At 70.2% G+C, this 17,053-nt stretch carries 9 protein-coding genes and 4 pseudogenes; 5 read left to right on the top strand and 8 right to left on the bottom strand.

Annotated elements, in window-relative coordinates; genetic code table 11:
• Positions 1-164: 164 nt before the first annotated feature.
• Positions 165-1,157 carry a LacI family DNA-binding transcriptional regulator gene (locus Sfulv_RS27445; protein ID WP_173317126.1) on the bottom strand — a complete coding sequence of 331 codons (993 nt, stop codon included), beginning with the start codon at positions 1,155-1,157 and terminating at the stop codon, positions 165-167.
• 513 nt (positions 1,158-1,670) lie between these two features.
• Between Sfulv_RS27445 and Sfulv_RS27440 the strand changes: the two are divergent.
• Positions 1,671-3,403: pseudogene (locus Sfulv_RS27440) on the top strand (discoidin domain-containing protein).
• A 255-nt stretch (positions 3,404-3,658) separates the two neighbouring features.
• Positions 3,659-4,406 (top strand): annotated as a pseudogene (locus Sfulv_RS27435) (ZIP family metal transporter).
• 550 nt (positions 4,407-4,956) lie between these two features.
• Here Sfulv_RS27435 and Sfulv_RS27430 read toward each other — a convergent pair.
• The 4 genes from Sfulv_RS27430 to Sfulv_RS27415 all read right to left on the bottom strand — a co-directional run bounded on the left by Sfulv_RS27430 (position 4,957) and on the right by Sfulv_RS27415 (position 7,466).
• Complete coding sequence (locus Sfulv_RS27430) at positions 4,957-5,223, bottom strand: DUF4235 domain-containing protein (RefSeq protein WP_173317125.1); 267 nt, start codon at positions 5,221-5,223, stop codon at positions 4,957-4,959.
• Complete coding sequence (locus Sfulv_RS27425) at positions 5,220-5,687, bottom strand: DUF3618 domain-containing protein (RefSeq protein WP_173317124.1); 468 nt, start codon at positions 5,685-5,687, stop codon at positions 5,220-5,222. The genes Sfulv_RS27430 and Sfulv_RS27425 overlap by 4 nt, the downstream gene beginning before the upstream one ends.
• Positions 5,688-5,816: 129 nt before the next feature.
• Positions 5,817-6,380 (bottom strand): phosphatase PAP2 family protein, encoded by a 564-nt coding sequence (locus Sfulv_RS27420; protein WP_305961391.1) that lies wholly within the window; start codon positions 6,378-6,380, stop codon positions 5,817-5,819.
• A 45-nt stretch (positions 6,381-6,425) separates the two neighbouring features.
• The gene (locus tag Sfulv_RS27415; RefSeq protein WP_173317123.1) at positions 6,426-7,466 is read right to left on the bottom strand and encodes a YihY/virulence factor BrkB family protein; all 1,041 of its coding nucleotides are present in this window, start codon (positions 7,464-7,466) and stop codon (positions 6,426-6,428) included.
• Positions 7,467-7,950: 484 nt separating this feature from the next.
• On the opposite strand from Sfulv_RS27415, the gene Sfulv_RS27410 reads away from it, so the two are divergent.
• Together Sfulv_RS27410 and Sfulv_RS27405 are read left to right on the top strand one after the other, a co-directional pair.
• Positions 7,951-9,369 carry a glycoside hydrolase family 76 protein gene (locus Sfulv_RS27410; RefSeq protein WP_246353253.1) on the top strand — a complete coding sequence of 473 codons (1,419 nt, stop codon included), beginning with the start codon at positions 7,951-7,953 and terminating at the stop codon, positions 9,367-9,369.
• A gap of 111 nt (positions 9,370-9,480) precedes the next feature.
• Positions 9,481-11,001, top strand: coding sequence for a hypothetical protein (locus tag Sfulv_RS27405; RefSeq protein WP_173317121.1), 1,521 nt, complete (start codon positions 9,481-9,483; stop codon positions 10,999-11,001).
• Positions 11,002-11,154: 153 nt separating this feature from the next.
• Here the strand turns inward: Sfulv_RS27405 and Sfulv_RS27400 are convergent, their stop codons facing one another.
• Positions 11,155-12,975 carry a glycoside hydrolase family 3 protein gene (locus Sfulv_RS27400; RefSeq protein ID WP_218578068.1) on the bottom strand — a complete coding sequence of 607 codons (1,821 nt, stop codon included), beginning with the start codon at positions 12,973-12,975 and terminating at the stop codon, positions 11,155-11,157.
• 293 nt (positions 12,976-13,268) lie between these two features.
• Between Sfulv_RS27400 and Sfulv_RS27395 the strand changes: the two are divergent.
• Positions 13,269-14,845, top strand: a pseudogene (locus tag Sfulv_RS27395) (peptidoglycan-binding protein).
• Positions 14,846-14,914: 69 nt separating this feature from the next.
• Here the strand turns inward: Sfulv_RS27395 and Sfulv_RS27390 are convergent.
• Together Sfulv_RS27390 and Sfulv_RS27385 are read right to left on the bottom strand one after the other, a co-directional pair.
• Positions 14,915-16,170: pseudogene (locus tag Sfulv_RS27390) on the bottom strand (SpoIIE family protein phosphatase).
• Complete coding sequence (locus tag Sfulv_RS27385) at positions 16,170-16,970, bottom strand: alpha/beta fold hydrolase (protein WP_173317120.1); 801 nt, start codon at positions 16,968-16,970, stop codon at positions 16,170-16,172. Before Sfulv_RS27385 ends, Sfulv_RS27390 begins: the two are co-directional and overlap by 1 nt.
• Positions 16,971-17,053 lie beyond the last annotated feature (83 nt).

Raw genomic sequence — 17,053 nt, 5'->3', positions numbered from 1 at the left:
TCTCCAGAGCTGGCCGGGGGTCTCGCGCCGTTACGCCACGCTGCTCCGTGTACGACGGCAGGCAGCCTTTCTTCTATCCCGTCAGCGGCCTCGGTGTCCAGGCTTTGTGAGGCCGTTGAGTATCTGTCAGCTCCGGCCCACGGCCTGCCGGGGCTCGCAGGAGCTCAGGTGGATTCCCGCACCACCAGCTCGTTCGGCATGATCACCGACTCCCCGGTCCGCCCTGCCAGCAGGCCGAGCAGGAGGCGGACGGCGGTCAGGGCCTGGTCCGCCATCGGACTGCACACCGTGGTCAGCGCCGGGGCGCTGTAGGCAGCGGCCTCGATGTCGTCGAAGCCGACCACCGCCACGTCGTCCGGTACGCGCCGCCCGGACTCCCTCAGTGTCCGCAGTGCGCCGATCGCCATCAGGTCGTTGGCCGCGAACACCGCGTCCAGGGTCGGCTCGTCGGCCAACAGCTGACGCATGGCCTCGGCACCGGACATCCGGGTGAAGGCGCCCAGTGCCACCAGCGGGCGTCGGCCGGTGTGACCCAGGGCCTCGCGGTAGCCCGCGAGCCGTTCACGGGCGTCGCTGAGATCCAGCGGTCCGGTGACGGTGGCGATGCGCTGTCGCCCTCGGTCCAGAAGATGGCGCACCGCGAGTCTCGCGCCGCCGGCGTTGTCCAGGTCCACGTAGGGCACGGTCGGGGCCGCGGTACGACCGAACGAGACCACCGGCAGCGATGTCCTGGCCAGCACGGCGGGCAGCGGGTCGGCGCCGTGCAGGGAGATGAGCAGCACGCCGTCCACGTGGCCGGCGGCCACATAACTCTCGACGCGGGCCCGGCTGCGGTCCGACTCCGCGAGCATCAGCACCACCTGCTTGCCGGCCGCCTCCAGCTCGCGGCTCGCGGCTCGCACCACGGTGGAGAACAGCGGGTCGTCGGAGAGCACTCCCTGCGGCGGGTCGGATACCACCATCGCGACCGCGTCCGTCCTGCGAGTCACCAGGTTGCGGGCCGCCGCGTTGGGGACATACCCCAGTTCGCGTACGGCGCGCATCACCAGGTCCCGGATCTCCGGTGCGACGGTGTGGGCACCGTTGACGACCCGCGACACACTCGACTTGGACACCCCGGCGCGCGCCGCGACCACGTCCAGTGTGGGCCGCTTCATCTCAGCGCGCTTCGCCGCCCCCGGTTCCATCCTCTGCCCCCGTCTGCTCCACCCGCACTGCCCCCGCGCCGGGTCTCGCCGGAGCTCTGTCCGGACGGGACCGCGTGGCGCACCGTCCCGCCTCGACCCTACGAGATGCCCGTGTGACCGCGACCCCCGGCCCGGAGGAGGCCGGCCCGCCTCTGGGGCCCGGGTCCGTCCTGGAGGCCGACGCGGTTCCGACGCAGGTCAAGTTCGGGGAGCGTTCCCTGAGCGAGAGGACGAGAGGTGCGGCCACACGTCAGGACGCACGCGGGCGCCCCGCACGGCAGCGCCTTGGATCGATTCCCTGAGGTACGAAGAATCGGGAAAGAGACCTGGTAACAGTCTTCTTGATGGTCAGTCAGCTAATGCGGGACTACATGTCGAAGCGAACCCAAACCCTTGACACCTCTCCCCGGCACCAGCAGGCTCCCCCTCCAGGGAGCGCTCCCTGGCACTCTCCCGCCCACCCATCCGATTCTAGGAGCCGCCGTGAATCCGCTGTCACGCCGCCTGGGTCTGTTCATAGCCCTCGCGGTCATCCTGCTGTCGTTCGCCGGTCTGCCCGGCCCTCCGCCCGCCCACGCCGCCGACACACTGCTCTCGCAAGGCAGGCCGGTGACGGTCTCCTCCACCGAGAACCCCTTCGCCGGTGCCAATGCCGTGGACGGTGATCCCGGCACTCGTTGGTCCAGCGGCTTCGCCGACCCCCAGTGGATCCAGGTCGACCTGGGCGCCTCCGCCAGGATCAGCGAGGCCGCTCTGAGCTGGGAGGCCGCCTACGCCAAGGTTTTCCAGGTCCAGGTGTCCGCCGACGCCCGTACGTGGTCCACGGTCCACGAGACCACCGCCGGCACCGGTGGAAATCAGCGGCTCACCGTCTCGGGAACCGGCCGGTACGTCCGCGTGTACGCCACGCAACGGGCCACCCAGTACGGCTACTCGCTGTGGGAGTTCCAGGTGTTCGGCACCAAGGACACAGGCAGCGACCCGGACCCCGTCCCCGGCGAGAAGCTCCTGTCGTACGGGAGGGCCGGCGCTGCCTCCAGCTCGCAGACCGACGGCAACTGCTGGGAGTGCACCCCGGCCCGCGCCTTCGACCGCGACCCGGCTTCCCGCTGGGCGACCAGCTCGACGACCGGATGGACCGACCCCGGCTGGATCTCCGTCGACCTGGGCGCGACCGCGCAGATCAGCAAGGTGGTGCTCCAGTGGGACCCGGCCTACGCCAAGGCGTTCCAGATCCAGGTCTCGAATGACCACACGAACTGGACCCCGGTCTACTCGACCACGGCGGGCACCGGGTTCAAGCAGACCCTGACCGTGTCCGGCACCGGCCGGTACGTCCGCATGTACGGCACCCAGCGGGCCACCCCCTACGGCTACTCGCTGTGGGAGTTCCAGGTGTACGGCACAGGCGGGGCCCCGAACACTCCGCCTCCGCTGCCGCCCGACCCGGCGAACCCGCCCCGGATCGTCTGGCAGGACGAGTTCAACACCCCCGCGGGCACCAAGCCGGACCCCGCCAAGTGGACCGCGGACCCCGGCACCGGCCCCAACAACGAGCTGGAGTACTACACCAACCACGACAACGCGAGCATGGACGGAGCCGGCCACCTCGTCATGGAGGCGCGTAAGCAGGCCACCCCCGGCACCTCCTGCCCGACCGACCCGCTCACCGGCAGCGGCACCTGCCAGTACACCTCGGCCCGGATGAACACGGGCAACAAGTTCGAGTTCACGTACGGAAAGATCGAGGCGCGGGTCAAGGTGCCCAAGGGCAACGGACTGTGGCCCGCCTTCTGGATGATGGGCGCCGACTTCCTCGACGGCCGGCCGTGGCCGTACAACGGCGAGGTCGACATCTTGGAGGTTCTCGGCAAGGACGTGAAGACGTCGTACTCGACCGTCCACGCTCCGGCGTACAACGGCGGTGGGGGATCGGAGCTCCCTACAAGCTCCCGGGGGACGCCGACTACTCGGACGACTTCCACGTGTGGGCCGCCCACTGGGACAGCAAGGGCATCGTCTACAGCCTCGACGGCCGGACCGTCCTCACGCTCGACAAGGCCCAGATCGAGCAGACCCGCGGTCCGTGGGTCTTCGACCATCCCTTCTACCTGATCCTCAACCTCGCCGTGGGCGGCGACTGGCCGGGGCCGACCGATGCCTCGACCCCGTTCCCGGCGAAGATGCTGGTGGACTACGTGCGGGTCTACCAGTGACACACCGTTCGTGACCGTCACCGGGTGAACCTCGCCGACTCCTCCTGGCCGGCGGGTGGCCGTGGACCTCGGGTGGCCGGGAACAGCGTTCCCGGCCACCCGAGCGCAGCAAGGCCGTAGCACGGGAGCCGCCACCGGCCGGCTCGCCTCACAGGGCAGGAGCAACGGCGTCGTCCGCAGCAGCGAAACCCTCGTTACTCTCTGGCTTGGCGGGTAGGCGGGGGTACATCTGTCAGTGGTGCGAAAGGGGCGATTGTGGTGGGAGCGTTGGTCGCGGGCGGGTGGGGCCTGTTCGCGGGTGCGGCTCTGCTCGTGGGAGCCGCTGTCGGCTCGCTGGTGCGGGTGCCGCCACGGCTGATCGCCCTGGTCATGGCGTTCGGCAGCGGCGTGCTGATGGCGGCGGTGTCGTTCGAGCTGATCGCTGAGGCGTACGAGCGCTCCGGGATATGGCCGGTGGTGGCCGGGGCGGTCGGGGGCGCTGCCGTCTACTCGGGCGCCAACGCCCTGTTGGCGCGGCGCGGTGCCCAGCACCGGAAGCGCTCCGGGGAGCAGCAGCCGTCCGAGGCCGAGGCTCCTGGGTCGGGCAACGCCATCGCCCTGGGGCACTGCTGGACGGGGTCCCGGAGTCCGTGGTCATCGGCACCAGCCTGCTGGGGGCGGGCAGCTGGGGGTGGCGACGGTGGGGGCGGTGTTCATCAGCAACCTCCCCGAAGGACTCGCGAGCGCCGCCGGGATGCGCAGCGCCGGTCGCAGCCGCAGGTATGTGTTCACCCTGTGGGGAGGCATCGCCGCGATCAGCGGGCTGGCCGCGCTGGCCGGATACGCCCTGCTGGGCGGAGCGCCCGAGGCGGTCCTTGCGACGATCACCGCTGTGGCGGGCGGAGCGATCCTGGCGATGATCGCCGACACGATGATCCCCGAGGCTTACAGCAAGGTGCACCTGTTGACGGGGCTGGTCACCGTGGTCGGCTTCTTGTCGGCGTTCGCCCTGTCTCACCTCTAGCGGTGCGGGACGTGGGGCTGTCGTCGCTCGAGGGGGGCGGCTCGACGTGGGCATCGAACCGCTCATGGCCTTCGACCTCACCGATCAGTACATCGTGGAGGTCAGGATGGGACCCCGCGACGCTCGACCAACGTCCGTGTGCCGCCAGGCCCGACCCCTGTACCCGGACTACCTGTGCTGACGAGGGCCGTCGTGGTGGGGATACAGGGCGGTGAGCTTGTGCCAGTACTGCTCAAGGTGAGCATCGGCTTCCCGCAGAGCCGGGTCCAGGAGCGACGTATGCATCTGAGCCACGCAATCGGGGACGGAATTCTCCCCGGCCGGTGCGGGCGCCGCGCGTCGCCGGGGTGACGCGGCAGCCCCGGCACCGCGCGTCTCGCGAGCCGCGCGAGTGGCCCACCAGCGGGCGAGCAGCACAGCGGTGGTGAGAGCGGCGGCTGCGAGGGCGTGCAGGCCGGGGTTGGCGGGCACGACTTCCTCCATCGTTTTCGGGGTTCGGGGTGTGGCGGCGCCGGCCCTCGGGGCACGGGACGGCGCCGCGTTGCTCTGTTCAGCCGGGCCAGGTGCCGGTCAGGCGCCGGGTGGTGGCGGCTCCAGACCGGTCGACGGCCGCCTTGACGACCGCGAAGATCGCACCTTGCAGGGCTGCGGCGATCAGGACTTCCTGCCAGGTGCGGTGCTCGTCGGTGGCGTCGGGCGCATCGTCCTCGTGGGCGATCATCTTCCACGCCTGCTTGAACGCCGCGCCGGCGATCATGCCGCCCGTGACACCCAGCACGAGGCCGACCGGCTTGTAGGCGATCTTGGATACCTTCACCGGCGCCTCCGGCCGCGACGCAGGAGCAGGATGACGACGAACGCGGCGGCCGCAGCGAGCAAGGGGGTGCGGTTGGCCCGTGCGATGGTCGCGGCCGACTCGGCCCTCTCCCGGACGGGTTCCGGGGTCTTCTCCGCAGCGAGCTGCCCGGCCCGGGCAGCGCTGTCGCGTACCTGAGCCACGGCCTGGGCCGCCTTGTCCAACACCGGATCAGGAGTCTTCTCCTTGACCAGCTCAGCGGCGTGCGCCGCCTTCTCGCGCAGCTGGTCGGTGACGAGGGCGGCCTTCTCCCCGGCCTGCTCCTTGATCTCGGCGGCCTTCTCCTTCGCCTGCGCCTTGACGTCGGCCTTGGCCGCCAGCGCCTCCACGGTCTGTCCGAGCCTGTCGCGGGTGTGCTCGGCCTGTTCCCGCAGCTCCTCGGGGGTGGGCGCGGCTTCTTCGCGGCCCTGGGAGGGGGTGCTCATCGGTGTACTGCCTCCTGGATCTGGGTCATGTCGGTCCTGGCGCCGTGGCCTGCCTGCTCCGGCGCGGGATGCCGACTGGCTGGGTTGTGCACGCTCCTGTCACGGCGCGTCTACCCCGCGTGCGGCCACTCACCCACTTGCGAACCGTGCTCGTCCCCAGCGGAGGATCAGCGGTCGGGGCGTTGCCCGCACCAGGGCGGCCGTGGCGAGGCCGATGGCGGCACCCGCCACGACGTCGGAGGGGTAGTGCGCGCCGCTGTGGACGCGCTCCAGGGCCACCAGCACCGTCGGGACCGCACAGGCGGCACCGACCGCCGGCCAGGAGGGCGCTACGGCCGCGGTGAACGCCACGGCGGCGGCGGTGTGCCCGGAGGGGAAGGAGGAGCTGTCGGGCCGGTCCTCCACGTCGTCGTGCGGTATCCACTCCTTGGGCGGCCGGCTCCGTCCCACCAGCTTCTTGGCGACCCCGTTGGCCAGCAGCTCCGCCACCGCCATGCTCGCGATCCCGGCAGCCGCTGCTTCGCGGCCCCTCCATCCGCCTCCGGCGGCCATGGCCAGCGCGACCGCCCACCACAGCTTCGTATGCTCGGCAGCTTCCTCCACCGGAGGCAGGAGCCGGCGGGCCCAGTCGGATTCCCAGGCGGCCATCCGCCGGGTCAGCCGATGATCACCATTGCGCACTGTGGTCAGCATTCCCATGGCTCCCCGCTTCCCCGCCGCAGCTGTTCCACGCATCGCTCAGTCCAGGCGGCGGCGGTCCTCATCACTCCACTTACGGGTGTCCCGGGGCTGGACGTAGGGCTCCTCGTCCTCGGGGTGGCCGCCGGCGATGGCACGCTGGCGGGCCATCTCGGCGTCGAACTCCAGGCCGAGCAGGATGGCCAGGTTGGTGATCCACAGCCACACCAGGAAGATGATGACGCCCGCGAGCGTTCCGTACGTCTTGTTGTAGGACCCGAAGTTCGCCACGTAGAACGCGAAGCCGGCGGAGGCGATCACCCAGACCACCAGGGCCAGGAGGCTGCCGGGGGTGATCCACTTGAACCCACGCCCCTTGGCGTTCGGCGCTGCCCAGTACAGGAGCGCGATCATGATCGTCACGATCAGGACCAGGACCGGCCACTTGGCGATCGACCACACCGTCAGCGCTCCGTCACCGATTCCCAGGGCCGTGCCCATCTGCCGGGCCAGGCCGCCGGTGAAGACCACGATCAACGCGCTGACCACGGCGAGGATCATCAGCGTGACGGTCAGCGCCACCCGTAGCGGAAGGACCTTCCACACCGGGCGCCCCTCGGGCATGTCGTAGACGGCGTTGGAGGTGCGGATGAACGCCGCGACGTAACCGGAGGCCGACCAGATCGCGACGGCCAGGCCGACGATCGCCAGGAACGAGCCGATGCCGGCGTTGCCCTGGAGCTGCTGCACCGCGTCGCTGATGACGTCGCGGGCCGAGCCGGGAGTGAGCTTCTTCAGGTTGTCCAGGATTTGCTGGGTCGCCGACTCCCCCGCGATGCCGAGCAGCGACACGAGCACCAGCAGGGCCGGGAAGAGAGCGAGCACTCCGTAGTACGTGAGCGCCGCGGCCCGGTCGGTGAGCTCGTCGTCCTTGAACTCCTTCAGTGTGCCGCGCAGCACCGCCGTCCAGGACCCTTTGGGCATCTTCGAGAGCTGATCCGGAGCCCGCTCCTCGACCTGCTCGTCGGGACCCGCGCCTTGGGAGCGGCCCGCGAAGACCGCACGGTCGTCTCCGTGCTGTTGATTCGGTGTACGTGTCATATCCGGCGGCTTTCCACTCCCGCCCGTCTCATGCCCCGCTCCCGGCGACCGGTGGGACGGCGGCTGGAGTGAGGGTCACACCCAGCTGACCTGGTGGCATCTTTCGAGCGGGCACGCCCGTGGCGCCGGACCGCGGCAACTCCCTCTGCCGCAAGAGCCGTTGGCGAGGTACTCAGCAGCTTCACCCGCTTGCGGGAAGAGCGTACGCACGAGAGAACGAACTTTGTCCATTGACTGTACAAAGGCCCGGGACGAGCGTACTCAGAAGGGGTGACACCGGCCTCCGGTGCCGCGCCCAGCCGAGACATCACGAGCCGGGAGACCCGGCCTCCATACCCCCACATCCCCCACGCCCCCCCGGCGTCCACGGAAACCGAGGCTCAGCATGCGGTTCGAAGGAGAGAGTGAAGGTCACAGGTCCCATGGCGCGTTCTCGTCATGGGCGCGGTCGCGGTCCGCGGCCGGCTTCCCCGTCGCACTCCTCATGACGTTGGCGACGTTGTCAGCCGGCCTGGTCGTCGGCGGGCCGACGACCACCGCCTCGGCGGCGCCGCCGGTCGTCTGCAACAAGTACTGCGACGTCCGCGATCCGTCACTGAGCCCGCAGGACCGCGTGCCGGTCACCGCCGGGATCTCGTCCCGCACCATCGCGCTGCACTTCGACGACGCCGACGGGATGGGATGGGCTTCCATCGACAACGGCGGGACGGGCGACCGGGTATGGCTGGACCGTTCCATGGACGGGGGCCGGACCTGGGCTTCGGGCAGCCGTCTCGGCGACACCTCCGTACCTTCCGGAGGGCGCGGCTGGCGCACCCAGATGTACAACGTCGACGACTGGAGCACCCAGGGAGTCGGGGCACTACGGACCTGCGGCCAGCCGGCCGGCGGCGGTATCGCCTGTACGTCGTGGGCCCGGACCACCTGGAACGCCGGCACCAGGAGCACCGCGGCCGCCACCGCCCTGATGATGTCCTACGACCGCGGGACCAAGCTCTTCGGCGGCCACGGCTGGTGGACCAGCGCCAACGCGCTCACCGCGATCACCGACAACATGCGGATCAGCGGTATGGGGAGTTACGCCTACTCCTTCGCCGACACCTACGCCAGGAACATCAACGCGCAAGGGGGGCAGTTCCGCAACGAGTACCTCGACGACACCGGCTGGTGGGGGCTGCTCTGGATCAACGCGTACGACCTCACCGGCGACCGCCGCTACCTCGACACCGCACGGGCCGACGCGGACCACATGAACGCCAACTGGAACAGCACCTGCGGCGGCGGAGTCCGGTGGAGCACGAACGGAAACTACAAGAACGCCATCACCAACGAGCTCTTCATCCAGCTCAACGCGGCCCTGCACAACCGTACCCCCGGTGACACCACGTATCTGGCCCGGGCGCAGCGCGGCTGGAACTGGCTCCGGGACAGCGGCATGATCAACGCGGACCGGATGATCAACGACGGTCTGGACGACTCCTGCGCCAACAACCGTCAGCCGACCTGGACGTACAACCAGGGCGTCGTCCTGGCCGCGCTTACCGAGTTGCACCGTGCGACCGGCGACACCGGCCTGCTGACGACGGCACGCTCGCTGGCCGACGCCTCCACCGTCAGGCTCCAGGTCGACGGCGTGCTGCGCGAACCGGGCGAAGGGGACGCCTGCACGGGGGACGGACCTTCCTTCAAGGGTGCTTACGTCCGGGGCCTCGGCCGCCTCAACCACCAGCTGCCGGACCACCCCTACGCCGCGACGATCAAGCGCTGGGCGAACAGCGCCTACGACCGCGACCGCAACGCGCTCGACCAGTACGGCCCGCACTGGAGCGGCGGCGCCGGCACGACCGACTACGGCTGCCAGCACAGCGTCCTCGACCTCCTCAACGCCGACGCCGGCGGCTGAGCCGGCCCGCTTAGGGGAGCCGGGAGATCTCCCGGCTCCCCTACAGAGCCAACTGGATGACAAGTCCCGTTCCGGCAGGCAGACTTGGATGCGCCGGCGTCGGGGGGACCAATGGTTCGGGCACTGCGGACAGCCATACCCGTTCTTCTCGCGGGTCTTGCGCTCTGGTATGCCTCGTACTTCACCACCATCGTGTGGTGGGAGCTGCGGAAGATCCTTTCGTATGTGCTGGTGCCGTTGGCGGTCGCGGCGTGCGCAGCCCTGCCATCGCTGGTCGCGAGCCGGGTGGGGCGCGGCAGGCGTGGGGCGGACACCGCGGCGGCGGCTCTCGGTTGCCTGGGTGCTGTGGTGGCAGCGGGCGTGATGGTCTGCTGGTGGGTGTACAGCGCTTACCTCCAGGACCGCGCGTACATGGAGGGCGCCAGGATCGTGACCGAGCCGGTGCCCGAAGTGGCCGCCCGAGCCCCCTACCTGGTCGGGGCGGCGCAGGCCGCTCCGCACCTGGGTGATGTCACGGGTGAGATCTTCGACATCACGTATCTGCCCGACTCCGACAGGTTCGCCACGCTGGTCGAGCGGCGTGGGTGGCTGGCCGGGTACGAGGTCGGCCTGGTGCAGGACATCCCGCTCGGCGGCAACGGCCGAAGCCAGCAGCGCTGCCAGTTCGACGTGGACGCGGCCGACGCGCGAGTGGGTGGTTGGTTCACCCACAACCTCGGCCGGAAGATCTCCGCCGAGAAGCGCGGCGTACGGTTCGACGCCGAGGACGTCTACGTGACCTGCTCGGGCAGGACCCCCGTCGTGGTCGTGCCCCTCAAGCGCCAGACCGGAACCTTGGTCGTGACCGAGAGGCCCGCCGGGCTCGCGCTCTACAACGGGCGGACGGGGAAGGTCACGATCTCCGCCGACACCAGCGCGGTAGCGGGCCCGTCCTACCCGATGAGCATCGCTGCCCGGCAGCGGGAGGCGACGGCCGCGGTCGGCGGTTTCGCCGACTGGTGGTTCGAGCGCAGCGGTTGGGACGCCTCCGAAGACGGGGCGAACGAGGGCAACGAGTCGGAGTTCGCGTTGCAGTACCGCGACGGCAGCGGACGGGGGGCCTACGTCACTCCCCTCACCCCGCAGGGAGAGGCCAGCTCGGTCGTAGCCGTATCCATGGTGCCGGCCCGTCATCGGGGCGGCGGGCTCGCCCCGATGACGGTCCACCGGCTGAAGCCGACCTGGCCCTCTCCGGAGGCGATCGTCGCGCTGATCAAGGCCGAGTACCGGGACGTCTGCTGCTACAACGACGACAGGGTGTTCGAGGTGGTCCCCACCGGGGGAAGCACCTGGACGGCCACCATCGGCAGCAGACAGAACATCCGCTACCGGGTGGAAGGCAGAGGCCAGGTGGCAGGCCGTGAGGCGACCTGCCTCAGAGCTGCTGACGGAGCACTCATCCGGTGCGCTCACACCGCACCCGGGTCTCCGGAGGAGCGGGAACTCGCCCGCCGGAAGCAGACGGAACAGAAGGACGAGAACCCGAAGCCCTCGCAGACCCCAGGTGACCTCTCCGACTACAGCGCCGAAGAACTCGCGGAACTGCACCGCCGTGTGTCGGAGGAAGTCGGCCGCCGCCTGAAGGACGGGTAACCGCACAGATCAGGGCTACCGCCCGGTCCGCTTGCGCAACGCCGCCTGGTGCCGAGGCCGGTACAGGGAGCCTGGCGGCCCGATTCGCGTCGCTGGGTAGCGGGCGCCGGCCCGGGCGGGGTCCCGGACGGCGCGGCGCTCGTGTGTCAGTTGTCAGTTCCTGTACGTCAGGCCGTGGCCGAACGGGAACAGCGGGGTCCCCGGGTCGTCCCCGCGCGGGATGCTCACCGGGAGGCGGCCACGGGGGGCGACCTCACCGAAGAGGACGCGGGCGGCGGACTCCAGCGCGACCGCGTTGTTGGAGTACGCGGCCAGGTGGACGCCTGCCTGCGGGTAGGAGGCGATGTCGTAGGGGACGCCGGTCGAGAGCGTGACGACCGGCTTGCCGGTGGCCGTCAGGGCCCGGACGAGGGCGGCCTGGCCGGGGTTGGTGCGGGCCGAGCTGGTGAGCACCACCACGGTGTCCTGGCCGGCGGCGGCGGTGACGGCTGCGGCGATGTCCGCCGTCGTCGGGTTGGCGGCCGTCGCGAGGGCGGTCCCGGTCGCGCCCTGCGCGGTGACCGCGCCGGCGAGGCTCCGCGTGACGGCCGTGGTCGAACCGGTGACCAGGACCCGGTTGCCGCTCGCGGTCAGTGGCAGGAGGCCGCCGTCGTTCTTGACCAGGGTCGTGGTGCGGTCGGTGATCTCCCGCGCTTCTTCGAGGTGACGGGCGTTGCCGACCACGCCGTCGACCGCGGCCCGGTCGGTGTACGGGGCGTCGACGATGCCCTGCTGCTGCTTGAGGGTGAGAATCCGGCGCACGGATGTGTCGATGCGGTCCTCCGTCAGCTCCCCGGAGGCGACCGCGGCGAGCACCGAGCGGTAGGCCAGGTCGAGGTTGGGGGGCATGAGGAGCATGTCGACGCCCGCCTGGAGGGCGCGGACGGGCACCTCGGCGTCGGGGTACGTCTTGCGGACCCCGGCCATCGCCAGCGAGTCGGTGACGACCACGCCGTCGTAGCCCATCTCCTCGCGCAGCAGGGTCGTCATGATCGGCTTCGACAGGGTGGCGGGGGTGCCGGACGGATCGAGCGAGGGGAACTGGAGGTGTGCGGTCATGATCGAGCCGACGCCCGCGTCGATGGCCGCGCGGAACGGCGGCGCGTCCAGCCGCTCCCACTCCGCGACGGTGTGGGTGATCACCGGCAGGTCGGTGTGACTGTCGACGTCGGTGTCGCCGTGCCCGGGGAAGTGTTTGGCGGTGGCGACGGTACCGGCCTTCTGGTAGCCCCGTACCTGGGCTGCCGTCAGGTCGGCGGCGAGCTGCGGGTCGCCGCTGAAGGACCGTACGCCGATGACGGGGTTCAGCGGATTGACGTTCACGTCCGCGACGGGGGCGTAGTCCTGGTTGATGCCGACGGCGCGCAGCTCCGTACCGCTGATCCGCCCCGCCTGGTAGGCGTCCCGCGACCTGCCGGAGGCCCCGAGCGCCATGGCTCCGGGGAACTGGGTGGCGGGCGGGCCGAACCGGACGACGCGGCCGTGCTCCTGGTCGGTGGAGATCAGCAGCGGCACCTGGGCACCGCTGCCCAGTGCTGCCCGCTGGAGCCCGTCGGACAGGCCGGCGACCTGACCCGGGCTCTGGAAGCTGTCGGTCCAGGCGAAGTAGATGACCCCGCCGAGGTGGTACTTCTCCACCGCCTGGCGGCCGTTGTCCACCCCCAGCCACGTACGGTTGCGGGCCACGTCGTCGGCGTCGCTGTCGTCGGCGGTCTCGCCGTACGCGTAGGTGACGAAGAGCTGGCCGACCTTCTGCTCCAGTGTCATGGCGCCCAGGCGGCTCTCGACCCAGCGGTCCTTGCTCGTGCCGTCCCGGCCGTCCTGGGCGGACCCCGGGCCGGCCGCCGCGCCCGGTGGCAGGCCCAGAAGCAACCCGCCCACGGCAACCGCTGCCAGCATCGACCGGTACAGGGCACCACGTCCACGGACGCTCATCCGACACTCCTTCGATCGACACACACGGCGGGCGGTCCGAGCAGGGCGCACCCAGTGGATGACCAATACACCGCAAGGGTCAAGAGGGAAGGGAAGATGTCATTGGTGCCACCAATGACCGCGTCTCAGGAAGCCGACGCCCTCATCTCGCGGTAGTCCGCGCACACATTGACATGAGCATGGGATACCGGTTGAAGTGACTGGCCATCACTCACCGGAACGTCGTGCGGCAGTCCTGACCGGATCGCCGGCCGGCACCGTTCGATTCGACCGCCGACGAGGGGACACCACCGATGTACCGACGCTCGCGATCATGGAGACACACCACCTCGCTGGTGCTCAGTACGGCCGTCGCCGTCCTGTTCACCGGTACGGGCGGGCCTTCCGCCGACGCGGCGCCCGCCGCACACGACACCGTCGGCCATTCCTTCGCCCGGGCCGGCGCCGAGTTCGACGTCCCCCGCGATCTGCTCGTGGCGATCGGGTACGGCGAGAGCCGGCTCGACCCCCACGGCGGCAAGCCCAGCCACGCGAACGGGTACGGCGTGATGCACCTGGTCAGCAACCCCCGCGCGCACACCCTGGAGCGGGCCGCGGCGCTGACCGGCATCGCACCGGCCGTGCTGCGGCACGACACCGCAGCCAACATCCGCGGCGCCGCCGCCGTCCTGCGCTCGTACGCCGACCGACTGGGACTGGACGCGGAGGACCGCGACGACGCCGGCGCCTGGTACCAGGCGGTGGCCCAGTACAGCGGCAGCGCGGACGACAGCACGGCCCGGCTCTACGCGGACTCCGTCTACGGCTTCCTCGCGAACGGCGTCCGCGCCAGCGCGGCCCCGGGCGAGACCGTGACCGTCCGCCCGCAGGCCGTACGGCCCGAGCGGGGCCGCTACTCGGATGTGCCCGCCCTGGACGAGGGGGCTCGGCCGCCGCGGGCACCCTGAGCACCGACTACCCGCCCGCGCTGTGGGTGCCCGCGAACAGCGGGAACTACACCGTGGGCAGGACCGCGGCGATCTCCGCCGTCGTCATCCACGTCACCCAGGGGTCGTACGCCGGGTCCATCAGCTGGTTCCAGGACCCGAGCTCGAACGTCAGCGCACACTACGTGATCCGTTCGTCCGACGGGCAGGTCACCCAGACCGTCCGGGACAAGGACACCGGCTACCACGCACGTTCGGGCAACGCCTACAGCGTCGGCATCGAGCACGAGGGGTACGTCGACAACCCTGCCTGGTTCACCGACGCCATGTACCGTTCGTCCGCCGCCCTCACCCGTCATCTGGCCGACAGGTACGGCATTCCCAAGGACCGGGCGCACATCGTCGGGCACTCCGAGGTCCCCAACAACGACCACACCGACCCGGGGCCGAACTGGAACTGGGCCTACTACATGCAGCTCGTCGGCGGCAGCACAGGCGGGACGGTCAACCTCGACTTTCCGGCATACGACACCCTCCGCAGCGGCTCCACCGGCCCTCAGACCACGGCGGCGCAGACACTGCTCAACGCGCAGGGGTTCGCGGCCGGCAGCGCGGACGGCGTCTTCGGTGCGAACACCGTGACCGCGGTGAAGGCGTTCCAGAGTGCGCGCGGTCTGCCGTCCGACGGGGTCATCGGCCGTCAGTCCTGGACCGCACTGCTCTCGGCCGGAACCAAGCCCGTGCTGCGCGAGGGATCATCGGGCGCTGACGTCAAGCGGCTCCAGCGGTCGCTGACAGCCGCGCTGGGCAGGGCCGTAGGGGTCGACGGCAGCTTCGGCTCCGGTACCGCGCAGGCGGTCAGGGACTTCCAGGGCAGCCGGTCGTTGACGGTGGACGGCATCGCCGGCTCGGCGACCTGGGCGGCTCTGCAGGCCGGCCGGTGAGGTGAACGCACGGGCCGGGCGGACACCGGCCGCCCGGCCCGTACCCCGGACGAGATGTGCCGCTTCCCGTCACTGCCCGGCGTCCAGTCGGGGCACTCCCATCGCCAGGAGCGCGGTGTCGTCGTCGAGTTCCCCGCCGAAGGAGTCCAGGAGCGTGGTGAGAGCCTCGACGGCACCGTGAGCCGAGGTGGGAGCGAGGGCACGCGCGAAGGCCAGGAGCGCTTCTTCCCCGTAACGTTCCCCTCCGTAAGGGGTACGTGCCTCGGTGAGCCCGTCCGTGTAGAGCAGCAGGGTGTCGCCGGGTCTCAGGTTCACGGTGGTCGTGGTGAACTGCGCGTCCGCTACGACGCCGACCAGCTGACCGCCGGGCGTGGGCAGATGGTCGGCGCTGCCGTCGGCCCGCAGCAGCACGGCAGGGGGGTGACCGCCACCCGCCAGGACGACATGAAACCCCACGTCGCCCCTCTCGGGTGTGAGCAAGCCGAAGATGACGGTGCAGAAGCGCGGCTCGCCGTCCGGGAACTCGTGGTTGAGCGCGGTGTTGAGGTTGGCCAGCACCGTGGCCGGTACGGGATCGGAGACCGCTGCGGCCCGCAGGGTGTACCGCGCCAGTGAGGTCACCACGGCCGCGTCCGCCCCCTTTCCCCGTACGTCTCCCATGAAGAACCCCAGCGTCCGGCGGCCAGCGGGAACAGGTCGTAGAAGTCCCCGCCCACCTCGTCGGAGGAGGCGAAGTGGAAGTGTGCGGCGACGTCCAGGCCCGGAACCGGTACGAGAGCCGGCGGGAGCAGAGTGCGCTGCAGCGTCGTGGTGAGGCGCTGCAGGCGGGCACGTTCGTGGTCGGCCTCCTGCCGGGCGCGCAGGAGTTCCCGCTCGTACGCGCGCCTGTCCCGGGCGTCCAGGAGGGTGGTGCGGATCAGCAGGGGGTTGCCGGCGCTGTCCTGCTTGACCGTGGAGGTGACGAGGACGGGCAGCCGGGTGCCGTCCGCGGCCTTGAGCTCCAGGGCGATGCCGCTGACTTCGCCCTGCATCCGCAGCAGAGGTGAGAAGTGCGTCTCGTGGTAGAGCCTGCCACCGATGGTCAGCAGGTCGGAGAAGTGTCTGCGGCCGACGAGATCCTCACGCCTGTATCCCAGCCATCGCAGCAGGGTTCCGTTGACCTTGGCGATCTGCCCGTCCAGCAGAGTGGAGAGGTAGCCGCACGGCGCGTTCTCGTAGAGATCCTCCGCACTGTCCTCAAGCAGGACGGAGAGCGGCTCCTGTTCCCGGGTACGGTCCCCCGCGGCCCAGGACCCGTGCCTCTCATCGCCGTCCTGGTCCGCCATCACGCCTCCCGCACGAACGCGATGATCGCCTCGGCCGTCTCCTCGGGGGCGCTCAGCTGCGGGCAGTGCCCCGTGGAGTCAAGGGTGACCAGCTCGCTGCCGGTGATCCGCGTGTGGACGAAGGCTCCGACCTCCCGCGGGGCGAGCGGGTCGCGCGCACTCTCGGTGATGAGCGTCGGAATGGTCACCCTGGCGAGGTCGGACCGGTTGTCGGACAGGAAGGTCGCTCTCGCGAACACCCGGGCGATCGCCGGATCCGTCCGGCAGAAGCTGTTGGTCAGCTCTTCGGTCAGCTCGGGACGATCCGGGGTTCCCATGATCACCGGCGCCATGGTCGCGGACCAGCCCAGGTAGTTGCTGTCCAGCGAATCGAGCAGTTCCCCGATGTCCTGTTCACTGAATCCGCCCCGGTAGTCGCCGTCATCGATGTAGGACGGCGACGGAGTGACGAGGACCAGTTTGTCGAAGAGCTCGGGCTGCTGCGCGGCGGCGAGAACGCCGATCATGGAACTGACCGAGTGCCCGACGAAGGTCACGGGTCCGAGGGCGAGCTCCTCGCAGATCTCGATCACGTCCTGCGCGTAGCCGTCCAGGGCGGAGTACCGCTCGGCGCTCCAGGCGGACACATCGGAACGACCCGCCCCCACGTGATCGAAGCGGACCACCCGGAAAAACTTCTCCAGCTCGGGTGCGACAAGACGCCACACGTTCTGGTCGCACCCGAAGCCGTGCGCGAGCATCACCACCGGACCGTGTTCCCGGCCCGTCACCGACACCCGGTTTCTCTTCCGAACGTCCATGAAAAGCATCCTGCCACTCACGGCTCCTGGCGGCCTGCCCGCGGGGAGGAGGCTTCTCACCGTGAGTGATCGTACTGAGCAAT

It is taken from the genome of Streptomyces fulvorobeus (assembly GCF_013167895.1).
GTDB classification, from domain to species: Bacteria; Actinomycetota; Actinomycetes; order Streptomycetales; family Streptomycetaceae; genus Streptomyces; species Streptomyces fulvorobeus.
Note: the sequence above shows the minus strand (reverse complement) of the source record. Positions and strands in the feature narration are given on the sequence as shown.

Excerpts from the sequence above, each read along its gene's own strand:
- Sfulv_RS27445 (WP_173317126.1), bottom strand. The coding sequence starts at position 1,157 with ATGAAGCGGCCCACACTGGACGTGGTCGCGGCGCGCGCCGGGGTGTCC.
- Sfulv_RS27425 (WP_173317124.1), bottom strand. The coding sequence starts at position 5,687 with ATGAGCACCCCCTCCCAGGGCCGCGAAGAAGCCGCGCCCACCCCCGAG.
- Sfulv_RS27420 (WP_305961391.1), bottom strand. The coding sequence starts at position 6,380 with ATGCTGACCACAGTGCGCAATGGTGATCATCGGCTGACCCGGCGGATG.
- Sfulv_RS27415 (WP_173317123.1), bottom strand. The coding sequence starts at position 7,466 with ATGACACGTACACCGAATCAACAGCACGGAGACGACCGTGCGGTCTTC.
- Sfulv_RS27410 (WP_246353253.1), top strand. The coding sequence starts at position 7,951 with ATGACGTTGGCGACGTTGTCAGCCGGCCTGGTCGTCGGCGGGCCGACG.
- Sfulv_RS27405 (WP_173317121.1), top strand. The coding sequence starts at position 9,481 with ATGGTTCGGGCACTGCGGACAGCCATACCCGTTCTTCTCGCGGGTCTT.
- Sfulv_RS27400 (WP_218578068.1), bottom strand. The coding sequence starts at position 12,975 with ATGAGCGTCCGTGGACGTGGTGCCCTGTACCGGTCGATGCTGGCAGCG.
- Sfulv_RS27385 (WP_173317120.1), bottom strand. The coding sequence starts at position 16,970 with ATGGACGTTCGGAAGAGAAACCGGGTGTCGGTGACGGGCCGGGAACAC.